This window comes from Roseateles sp. DB2, assembly GCF_051857535.1.
GTDB lineage: Bacteria > Pseudomonadota > Gammaproteobacteria > Burkholderiales > Burkholderiaceae_C > Roseateles_B.
The window spans coordinates 1-9,847 of the sequence record NZ_JBPZGY010000007.1; the positions used below are offsets into that span (position 1 = coordinate 1).

The window sequence follows — 9,847 nt, forward strand, 5'->3', positions numbered from 1 at the left end:
CACCATCACCCCCTTGGGCACCCCGGTGGAGCCCGAGGTGTAGATCACATAGGCCAGGCGTGAGGCCGGGCGCTGCACCTTCTCCAACGCCAGTTCAGGATGCGGCTCCAGCGGCTGCCCCAGGTCCAGCACGGGCACCCCCTCGCTGAGCCGGCTCAGCCGCTCCTGCTGCAACGACCCCAGCGTCAGGATCGCCTTGGGCGCGCAGTCCTGCAGCGTCTGCGCCAGCCGTGCGTCCGGCCATTGCGGGTCCAGCGGCACATAGCCCGCCCCCGCCTGCCAGACCCCCAGCAGCGCCTGCACCCAGGTCATGGAGCGCGGCACGCACACCGCCACGCGCTCTTCCTCGCCCGCGCCCTGCGCCGCCAGCCAGCCCCCCAGGGCCCGCGACTGCGCCAGCAGCTGGGCGTAGCTCTGCCTCTGATCCCCTTGCTCCAGCGCGATCGCCTCGGGCGTCTCTTGCGCTTGTGCCTGCACTCGTGCCAGCACGTCTTGCGGGCCGATCAAGGGCTGGACAGCTCGCGCATGCCAAGCACTGAGCAAGGCATGCTCTGACGGCAGGAGAGTCGAGACCTCCTTCAACGGCTGTTCAGCCCGATCCAGCAGCTGTGGCAGGAGGTGGTGCCACCTTTGGGCAAGCGTGTCTATCGATCGTTCGTCAAACCAGGCGGTGTTGTAGACCCAGTCCAACTCCACATCGGCCTGCTCGTGAAAGTCACGAACGAAGAGGGTCAGCGGTATCTGTTGCCAGCCATTCAGCTGAGCCTTGAAACTAGCCGGACTCTCGCCGAAATACACGTCATGGCTATGCTGCTCATAGGAAAGACTGACGTCGAAAATGCGCCTTTCGACACTCTTCGCTGACGAAGTTCTTTGCAGTTCACCGATGGCAATCCGCTGATGGCGATAGTCCTGCTTCAGGCTTCGCGCAAGCTGTGTCACCAGCTCATCAAAAGACTGTTCAGCATCCAGCTCCACCAAAAGCGGGTTAACACCAACGAACAGACCACTGCAAGACTTCCATCTGGCGTGTCCGCGGTTGACGATGGGCAATCCGATGGCAAATCGCTGACGCTGCGCAACAGTACCGATAAGCACGCAGACAGAAGCCAGCAACCATTGAAAGGTTGAACAGCCCTTTTCTTTGGCCGCGTATCCAATGCGTTGGTACAGCGTCCTTTCTATGCGATCTTCATGACACTTGCTTGGCTTCGGTGACCCATCCAGACCAGGCTTCGATTCAAGGACAGGCTCGACTGGCACTGCATACTTTTCCTGCCAGTACTGCAGCTGTTTGCCATGGGATGCTGATGCTTGAAATTCCTGATCGTCACGGACGTAGTCGGCATAGGAAGGTGCAGCATCACCCGCCTGGTCATCCGTGTTGTACAGATCGGCCAGCGATCGGTGTAGCAAGGACACCCCCCAGCCATCCGTGATCAGGTGGTGATAGGTGTCAACAAAGTAGCTGCGGTGATCACTCACCTGGATCAGCGAAAAGCGGCAAAGCGCCTGACCGTAAAGCACGAACGGCTGCGCGAACTGCTCGCTGATGAGGCGCTGGGCCGTCGAGTCTCCATCAGCTTCGCTGCGCAGGTCATGAACGATCAGCGGCACCCGCAAGTCCGGCATCAGTGCCTGGCGCGCGACGTCGCCTGGCGTTGAAGGCGGAATCAAGACCGTGCGAAGCGAGTCGTGTCGCCGGAGCAGGCGCTGTAAGGAGCGCTCCAGCCGAACAGGATCCAGCGAACCGCTGATCAGCAACCGCCCGCCAATGTTGTACAGCGGCATGCCTGGATAGATATTCTGCTCAACCCAGATATCGCGCTGAGCCCCTGTCAGAGGCAGGATGACCGCAGGGGCAGTCGACGGCAGCTGAGCGCCCGCGGTATTGACAAAAAGCAGTCCCTGATCATTGGCCATGACGATGCATCCCGCTCTATTGATGAAGCCGCCACAAGGGCGACCCGGTGAATCATTGGAAATAGGACGAGTTCACCCGCTCGACGCAGAAATGCGTCAAGTCAGTATTGAATAAATGATTAACCTGCGCCGAATGGCGCCACGATGAGAATAGGTGACTGCCATTTTTACGGCAGTATTTCATTCACACCGACTGGTGACCGAGCAAGAAGCTCGATGACGTCGCAACAAATCTACCGCCCGGGATTACCGGTCGGCATTGCCACTCGAATCCAAATCAACTGGATTTACTCCCCCCGCCTATCGCACTCCTCTACATGAGTATCAAATACCTCGAAATATCCCTCGTATCAAGTGAACATCAAACGTGCCACAGATGCTGGCAGTCCTGACACTTTTTCTATCTTCTGAAAACAGTTTCCCCAGATTCATCTGGACGTCCTGCGGATGTGGCAGGGCCCTGCGACGCGGGCCAGGCAATGCGACACCTCTGCACCCACCTCATACAGGTGCCTCACATCACCTCAAGGCGCACCGATGCCAAGCACATCTACACGCCGATGCCGGCCAAACAGAACGTATAGCAAACACTATGGCACAAGAATACCACTTCTAGGGAAGTACCCTTACGACCCGCCACACCTCAGCCGGGCGAATACCAAACCATTTAATTCAATGCTGACAAGACGCGGCGCAAGCATGCGTCCGCCCTTCGAACTTCATACCGGGACCCCGCTTCCGGCGGATACCGGTCAGGCCCATCGGCAACCAGCCAGCAATGCTTGGATTCGAGCAGGTTTGCATTGACACCAATGTGAAACCACCCATGCGCGACGTGGGCCATGTTGCGGCCAGCCGCGCGATTAGGATAAATAGATAGAGCCGAAAAATATATAGAAGTAATTTACAGGATGATGCTACAAAACAAAATATGAAGATTTTGTGATGGCCAAAAACGATGGCACCACGGGAAGGCGGGTAGGGCCCTCCGGCGGACCTTGCAGGCGCCCACGCCAACGTGCCGGCTGGCGTCGATCTGACCGTGATGGAAGCGAAGTACGCCGCCCACTCCTTCCCTCGCATGCCATGAGGGCCGGAACACGCGCGTAGCGCGGGGGCCCCATCATCCCTGGTCTCGTTCATCTGGCGCGCATGCCGTAGCCGCTTCCCTTGTGTGTGGCTTGCCGCACAGTCGGCGGTAGGCCGCACGGGCAGGATCAGCCCCATGACTTCATTCCATCAAGCCGTCATGAAGAGCGACCGGCAGCTGCAGCAGGATGTCATTGCTGAGCTTGACTGGGAACCATCCCTGACTGGATGCCGGATAGGCGTCCAGGTGCTGGACGGCGTGGTCACACTCACAGGCCTTGTCCGCTGCCATCTCGACGCGCTCAATGCCGAGCTTGCCTCCCAGCGGGTGGTGGGCGTGCAAGCACTTGTCACGGAAATTTCCGTCATCAGCCGTTCCCCGGAGCGGCAAGATGACGAGGACATCGCGGACGCTGCGCGTCATGCCTTGAAGTGGACAGCAGGACTACCGCCAAGTGCCGTTGGCATCCATGTGGATAAGGGCCATGTCACGATGACTGGCACCGTACCTTGGCATTACCAGCGGACGCTCGCACAAGCATGCGTTGGTCAGCTATGCGGTCTGCGCGGGCTGCGCAATCAGATCGACATCGAGCCAACGTTGGAGCTGGTACCGGACAAGGGCTGCATCGACGCTGCGATTCGCCGCCTGGCCGTCAGCCGGCTTCGCCCCTTGCTGGTTGAAGTCGTGGGGGGCGACGTGTATCTATCCGGCAGCATGCCCAGCTGGCATGAACGAGACCTGGCCACGAGCGCCGCGTGGAGCAGCCCAGGCGTGCGCCGAGTGATCAGCTACATCGCACTGGTTTGAGTTGCGGCCTCTTGTCCGCGACTGTCACGGGACTGCTGAGTTGGCATCCGCCCGCAGTGCCGGCACCAGGACCGATGTGCGGGCCTTGTCTGGCTCGCTAGCCGTACAGGGGGATCTCGATGGACATCTATAGCCGTCCGCGGCTCGCATCGCCGGTCCCATTGCCTACAGAGGTCTCGATGGCCGGCGTAGGCACATCCCCTGTGGGCCCTGTCTGGTGGAACTGTTGCCAGACCGCCGTATCGCCATCATCTGGGGGCCCCGAGGACAACGATCCATCGCCCTGCCTTCGGCAGAGGTTCGGAGCGCTCGGGCGGAAGGCTGTCTCATCCTGTTGGGCTGATCATCGATCCCAGGTACGGCAGCGAACAGACGGCCAAGCCCGCAGGGATCCAGAGTATGACTTTCCCTCAGGAGTGCGCGGTGAAGACCAACTCGCAACTGCAGCAGGATGTCGATGCCGAACTGAGATGGGATCCATCGACGCGGGCGGCACGTATCTCCGCACAGGCAGAGGACGGCGTGGTGACCCTCTCCGGGGTCGTGGAGGGACATGCGCAGAAGTGGCAGGCACTGCGCGCGGCACAACGCGTCGCGGGCGTGCAATCGGTGATCTGCACATTGGCCGTCCACCTGCAAAGCGCTAGCCAACGCACGGACCGCGACATTGCGGACGCCGCTGTTCATCGCCTGGCATGGCATGCCGCATTGACGGACGCCCGCATTGCCGTGGCCGTTGAAAATGCCTGGGTGTACCTCACTGGTCACGTGCCCTGGCATTACCAGCGCCGGGCTGCCGTCGAGTGCGTCGGGGGGCTGCTAGGCGTTGCCGGGGTACATGATCACATCCGGCTCAAGCAGGATAGAGCCCCGCGCGTTGCCAAGTCCGACATCTGTGATGCCCTCGTCAGGGCTGCCGGTGTTGATGCACGGTCAATCCTGGTGCAAGTCGATGGCAGAGACGTCATCTTGACCGGTGCCGTGAATCACTGGGCGGCGCGGGAAGCTGCGCTGGCGGCGGCATGGGCGGTGCCTGGCGTGCGGGAGGTGGTCGACCGCCTGACCCTGGCGCTCTAGCGTGCCGCTCGCCAAAACACCCTGCACACCCTGCACACCTGGCCCCTTCGCCTTTTCAAGCCCCCTGGCAAGACTGCAGCAAGACTTGCCAGTATCAGCAGAAGTCAGGCTGCGTAGCGGACTGGGCTTGGGGACGGGGCTTGCCGCCCACCGCCCATGTTGAGACACCGCATGGCACCCTGGCCCAGGCTTGCGACTGTCCATCGCGCGCTGCGCTCTGCAGCCTGTACCTCCGCATTGCCCACGACGAGGACGGATGATGCGCACCCTGGTCGCCGCTCCCATCAATCTCAAGGCCTTGCCCGATGGGGACCTTGGCTGTGTCATCGACATCCAGCGAAGCATGGCGCGCGCCGGATTCCAGATTCAGGCAGTCGAAGCCCCGCACCGTCGCCATGCCCTGGCATTGCGCCACCGGCGTGGCAGGTTGGCGCCTCAGCGCGAGGCCACACCTCAGGATGTGGGCAAGCCCCCCCCAATCGCGTCTGCAGGTTCTAAGCGGCAGCCACTGATCCTGCGTTTGCGACGGGCGCGCGGGCGCCAGCCAGGCTTGAGACCCTGGAGCCACGCCATGCAAGACTGGAGCATGCATCTCCCTCAAGCCCTCGGCCTTTCTGCAGGGTCAGCGATGGTGGCCGTGCGCTGAGGCAGGGCTCTCCCGCGCCGCTGATGCCTCCGGGGAGAAGGTAAACGGCGAACGAGCGCCAGGCGTGCGCCGACCTCGCTTTGCGCGATACATCGCTGCATCAGCACTGGCCAAGAGCGCGTCCACGTCCATGCCGTCCTCGGGGCTTCGGGCGAAGCCCAGGCTGGCCGACGTACTGAGGCGGTGTGCCGGCAACTGAATGGGTGCGGAGATGACTGCAGACAGTTTTGCTTCCAAGGCAATCAGGTGCTGATCGCTGATCCCCTCGGAAAGAAGGCATGCGAACTCGTCACCACCCAGCCGACTGACGATATCGCCTTGCCTCAGTGCGTGGATGAGACGTGCAGACACGATGCGCAACACCTCGTCTCCCGCGGCGTGCCCGAAGTTGTCGTTGATCTTCTTGAAGTCATCCAGGTCTAGCAGCAGAACGACACGGCCCTCGCGCGCCCTGAGCGAACTGACTACACGGTCCCGGAACGCTGACCGGTTCAGCAATCCGGTCAGGTCGTCGTGCTCGGCGCGATGCTGATGTCGCCGCTCCCTCTTGCGGCCATCACGGAGTTGCAGCTCCAGCCGAGCGCACCGGTTCTCCAAGGCCAATAGGCTCTGCTGGGCTTCCTCCAGCTGACGCCGCAGCGTCACTTCAGCAGTCACGTCGGAAGAAATGGGTCCATGAGCGCGGACCCCGTTTGTGAACGGGCGGGCATTGGAGGTGGTCATCAGGCAGGCTCCCACAATGTACGAGCGACTGTGGCAAGGCCTCGTCAGCGACGAGGGAGGGCAGCGGACGCAAAGCGCATGCCCTGGAGATAGCTGGATTGGTCCAGGCCATAGCAGCTACAGGCAGCTGCCTCCAGACCGTCACGATTCAAGACCGTTACCCGTCCGCGCTGATACTGGATCAGGCCGGCATTCTGGAGACTGCCTGCAGCGACCATCACGCCAACACGGCGCACACCCAGGCGCTGCGCCAGCACTTCATGCGTGACAGCGAAGTCGCCCACATCGGTCCGATCCGACCCCATGAGCAGGCATCTAGCGAGTCTGGAGCGGAGTGAGTGGAAGTGCAGGCACGAAGCCATGGTGACGACAGCTCGCATCTGGACCATCAGATAGCGCGCCAGCATCCGTCGCAGCCCCGGACTCACAGGCAAGGTCCGCCGCAGTGCTGAAGCCGTGAGGCTCCACGCCTCCCCACCTTCCTGCACCACGGCACCGACGGGGCTGAGATCCATCCCCAGCAAGAGCTGCGCACCCACTGCCCCTTCGCAGCCCACCATCCCGAGTTGCAAAGGCGCGCGATGCTCCGGTTGAGTAAGGAGGCAGATGCAGCCTTCCAGTGGAAAGAGAACGCATCGACACGGCTGGCTCTGCAGCGCAATGGATTGGCCGGATCGCAGCTGCATCGGCGAGCCGATGGGCAGCAACCGGCGGAGTTCCCGGGCGGGCAGATGGTCAAGCAGGAGGTTCGCATGCATGATTCAGTTTCAGCGCGCCGCTGCCTTGATACTGTGCGCCAGCGCACTCAGTCAGCATGTTGGATGGCCGTCAACGGCGAGTCGAATCAGGCCGCTTCAGGCCTGGCAGTTGCCAGGAGACGGTCGTACTCGCGCTTGACCACCGCGTAGCATTCGCAGCTCCGACTCTCCAGCGCGGGCCTGTCGACAACCTTGATGTGCCCGCGCGAGTACTCGATCAGACCTTGCCGTTGAAGCTTCAGCGCGGCTTCGGTAACCCCCTCCCGCCGCACGCCCAGCATGTTGGCAATCAGTTCCTGAGTCATCACGAGTTCGTCACCTGGAATGCGGTCCAGACTCAGCAAAAGCCAGCGGCACAGTTGCTGCTCCAGGAGGTGATGTCGATTGCAAACGGCTGTCTGCGCCATTTGCGTCAGCAGTGCCTGGGTGTAGCGCAGCAGCAGATGCATGCCCTCCCCATAGCGGTTGAACTCGGCCTTCAGCGCTGCTGCTCTCAAGCGATGGCATCCGCCGGCGCTCTGAACGACGGCACGGCTGGGCGTTGTCTCCCCGCCCATGAACAGGGCAACGCCGACAACGCCCTCACAACCGACCACAGCGATCTCTGCCGACGCACCATCTTCCATGACATACAGCAGGGACACGATAGCGGTGGTCGGAAAGTACACATGTGTCTGGGGTCGACCGGACTCATACAGAACCTGGCCCAGATGGAGGGGGAAGTATTCAAGCTGCCCAGCCCAACGCCCCCACTCGTCCGACGGAAGCGCTGCCAACAACTGATTCCGTCGAGCATCGAGGGGGCCTTGCGGTGTAGCCATGTGTGCTCCTGAATCGCCTGGACAGCTGTGTCGAGACACGACAGCGCCTCGGGCCGACACCGAGAACGCGCGCTTTTGAAAATATCGCCACGAGCACCTGCTTGGCCTGCACTCCGGACATGCGCAAATCGTGGCAATTCGCATGCCCGCAGCCGTTCTTGCTGAACGTCAGAAAGCCGCAGCGGCATGGCCCGAAGCAGCAAAGGTGGAGGTCCAGAGGAAGCCCTGTTCTCATGCCCTGGCGCGCTGAGAGGTCCGGTAGAGCGAAGGCGCGGACGCGCACTTGAAGCGTCGGTGCAAGGGATAGGCGCCGCATGACACAGCACGGGGATCCATCAGCCCATCAGCCGACCCCTCTGTACTGGCGCCAGTCCCGGCGTGGCTGGGGAGGTGCGTCTTCCGCGCAGGAGGGAGCATCGGCACGCTGACCACGACGTGGCGACGCTGACTGTCAGCCAGGGGGAGCACCCGCTCGATGCCGATGTCCTTGTCGGGCAGCAGAAAACCCCCTGGACATTTCCGAACAGGGGGTGGATTCACTTTCGATGCACCGGCAGCTCTATTGAGAGGACCGGGCTCAGGCAGCGATTCGACGTGATTGCGAGGGTGGCGCCGCTATCGCACAGACATTCAACGGCTGAGAACGCGCAAGAGCAGTGCCACAGCCGCACCGCTGCCCGCTGCCAGTGCTACGGAGCGCATGGGATGAGAACGGATGTGCTCGCAGGCACCCGCGTGCCAGGCGTTGGCAAGGCCTCGGCCCTGCCTGACGCCCTGCTGGGTAAGGTGCGAGGCCGAGGCAGCGGCATGCCGCAATGCGTCGCTGCCGTGGGCACCGGCGCGGCGCAGGGCGTCACCGGCCTGTTCCGCCACGTTCGGCTCGGAGTCATGGGTCGTCGAAGGATTCATGGCAGTTCCTGGTGATGAGCTGAGGGGCCGTTGGCCTTGGAAGCAGCAGCGCTCGTCCTTAGGGGCTGGCGTCCGGAAGCGCCAGGATCAACGGATGAGCCAGCTTGATCGCTCCACCCCACGGGGTCAGTGCGATGCCGCACGCACTGACGATGGAGCTTGTGACGCCAAGGTGCGCTGACGAACAGACGTGTCGCACCTGGATCCGCACGCTTTCCTTGCACAGCCTGCCCCGGCAGCAGGCCGGACAAACCGGACCCCGCATATGAGCCCTCGACTGCCCCGCAGCACCCGCGCTTCCTTGGCCTCGGACCACCCCCATGCGCAGGTTGAACATTGACCCCGGCCCCGCCGCATACTGGGCGGACCTCCTTCTCTATGGCGCCACGCTGATCTGCATGGGCCTGGCCTTGCTGACGCGTCCTGCGGACATCCGCCTGATCGGATGGATGGCGGTGGGAGCCGCCACCTGGACTCTCCTGGAGTACCTGCTCCACCGTTTCGTGCTCCATGGCCTGAGCCCCTTCAAGCAATGGCATGCCGAGCACCATCGTCGACCCGAAGCGTGCATTGCTGCCCCTACGCTCCTGACGGTCAGCCTGTTCACCACACTGCTTCTGCCTGTCTTCTGGTGGCTTGACCTGTGGCCAGCCATTGCCCTGGGCTTCGGCATGCTGGGCGGCTACTTTGGCTACGCCATCGTCCACCATGCGCTGCACCAGCCGCATCGGCCTCTAGGTGCCAGACCTCAACGCTCACGCCTGCGCCGGCAACGCCGCTGGCATGCGCGGCACCACCGTCGAATGTCGCCCGCGCCAGCTGACTTGGGCGGCTCGCAGACGCCTGGCCATTACGGTGTCACGAGTGCGTTCTGGGACATCGTCTTTCGAACGGGTGACCGGCAGGCATAGCGCGATGCCTGGTGGCCTGTGCGGGCGAATGTCTGATGGCGCACAGACAAGGCATCGGCGAGCGCGAAGCATGAGCATCACTTCTCGGCTGCAGATCATGGGAGTCCCTATGCTTCATTACGCCCTTCTCTTCTGTCTCTTCGCCCTCGTCGCAGGCACGCTGGGATTCGCGGCAATGC

At 62.4% G+C, this 9,847-nt stretch carries 8 protein-coding genes; 3 read left to right on the forward strand and 5 right to left on the reverse strand.

Annotation, left to right across the window (positions count from 1 at the left end; all coding sequences use genetic code 11):
* On the reverse strand, positions 1–1,923 hold a 1,923-nt coding region (locus tag ACS5PK_RS12530), incomplete at its 3' end, for a condensation domain-containing protein (RefSeq protein WP_439440581.1).
* A 1,225-nt stretch (positions 1,924–3,148) separates the two neighbouring features.
* On the opposite strand from ACS5PK_RS12530, the gene ACS5PK_RS12535 reads away from it, so the two are divergent.
* Both ACS5PK_RS12535 and ACS5PK_RS12540 read left to right on the forward strand, forming a co-directional pair.
* Positions 3,149–3,823, forward strand: coding sequence for a BON domain-containing protein (locus tag ACS5PK_RS12535; protein WP_439440582.1), 675 nt, complete (start codon positions 3,149–3,151; stop codon positions 3,821–3,823).
* Positions 3,824–4,246: 423 nt separating this feature from the next.
* Positions 4,247–4,900, forward strand: a complete 654-nt coding sequence (locus tag ACS5PK_RS12540; protein WP_439440583.1) for a BON domain-containing protein — start codon at positions 4,247–4,249, stop codon at positions 4,898–4,900.
* A gap of 622 nt (positions 4,901–5,522) precedes the next feature.
* On the opposite strand, the gene ACS5PK_RS12545 is transcribed toward ACS5PK_RS12540, so the two are convergent.
* The 4 genes from ACS5PK_RS12545 to ACS5PK_RS12560 all read right to left on the reverse strand — a co-directional run bounded on the left by ACS5PK_RS12545 (position 5,523) and on the right by ACS5PK_RS12560 (position 8,757).
* Positions 5,523–6,269, reverse strand: coding sequence for a diguanylate cyclase domain-containing protein (locus ACS5PK_RS12545; RefSeq protein WP_439440584.1), 747 nt, complete (start codon positions 6,267–6,269; stop codon positions 5,523–5,525).
* A gap of 44 nt (positions 6,270–6,313) precedes the next feature.
* On the reverse strand, positions 6,314–7,027 hold the full coding sequence (locus ACS5PK_RS12550) for a Crp/Fnr family transcriptional regulator (RefSeq protein WP_439440585.1): 714 nt from the start codon (positions 7,025–7,027) through the stop codon (positions 6,314–6,316).
* 86 nt (positions 7,028–7,113) lie between these two features.
* On the reverse strand, positions 7,114–7,848 hold the full coding sequence (locus tag ACS5PK_RS12555) for a Crp/Fnr family transcriptional regulator (protein ID WP_439440586.1): 735 nt from the start codon (positions 7,846–7,848) through the stop codon (positions 7,114–7,116).
* Positions 7,849–8,478: 630 nt separating this feature from the next.
* Positions 8,479–8,757 carry a hypothetical protein gene (locus ACS5PK_RS12560; protein WP_439440587.1) on the reverse strand — a complete coding sequence of 93 codons (279 nt, stop codon included), beginning with the start codon at positions 8,755–8,757 and terminating at the stop codon, positions 8,479–8,481.
* Between the two features lie 320 nt (positions 8,758–9,077).
* Here ACS5PK_RS12560 and ACS5PK_RS12565 point away from each other — a divergent pair, with 320 nt between their 5' ends.
* Positions 9,078–9,668 (forward strand): sterol desaturase family protein, encoded by a 591-nt coding sequence (locus ACS5PK_RS12565; RefSeq protein ID WP_439440588.1) that lies wholly within the window; start codon positions 9,078–9,080, stop codon positions 9,666–9,668.
* Positions 9,669–9,847: the final 179 nt, after the last annotated feature.

Excerpts from the sequence above, each read along its gene's own strand:
- ACS5PK_RS12560 (WP_439440587.1), bottom strand. The coding sequence starts at position 8,757 with ATGAATCCTTCGACGACCCATGACTCCGAGCCGAACGTGGCGGAACAG.
- ACS5PK_RS12545 (WP_439440584.1), bottom strand. The coding sequence starts at position 6,269 with ATGACCACCTCCAATGCCCGCCCGTTCACAAACGGGGTCCGCGCTCAT.
- ACS5PK_RS12550 (WP_439440585.1), bottom strand. The coding sequence starts at position 7,027 with ATGCATGCGAACCTCCTGCTTGACCATCTGCCCGCCCGGGAACTCCGC.
- ACS5PK_RS12565 (WP_439440588.1), top strand. The coding sequence starts at position 9,078 with ATGCGCAGGTTGAACATTGACCCCGGCCCCGCCGCATACTGGGCGGAC.
- ACS5PK_RS12535 (WP_439440582.1), top strand. The coding sequence starts at position 3,149 with ATGACTTCATTCCATCAAGCCGTCATGAAGAGCGACCGGCAGCTGCAG.
- ACS5PK_RS12555 (WP_439440586.1), bottom strand. The coding sequence starts at position 7,848 with ATGGCTACACCGCAAGGCCCCCTCGATGCTCGACGGAATCAGTTGTTG.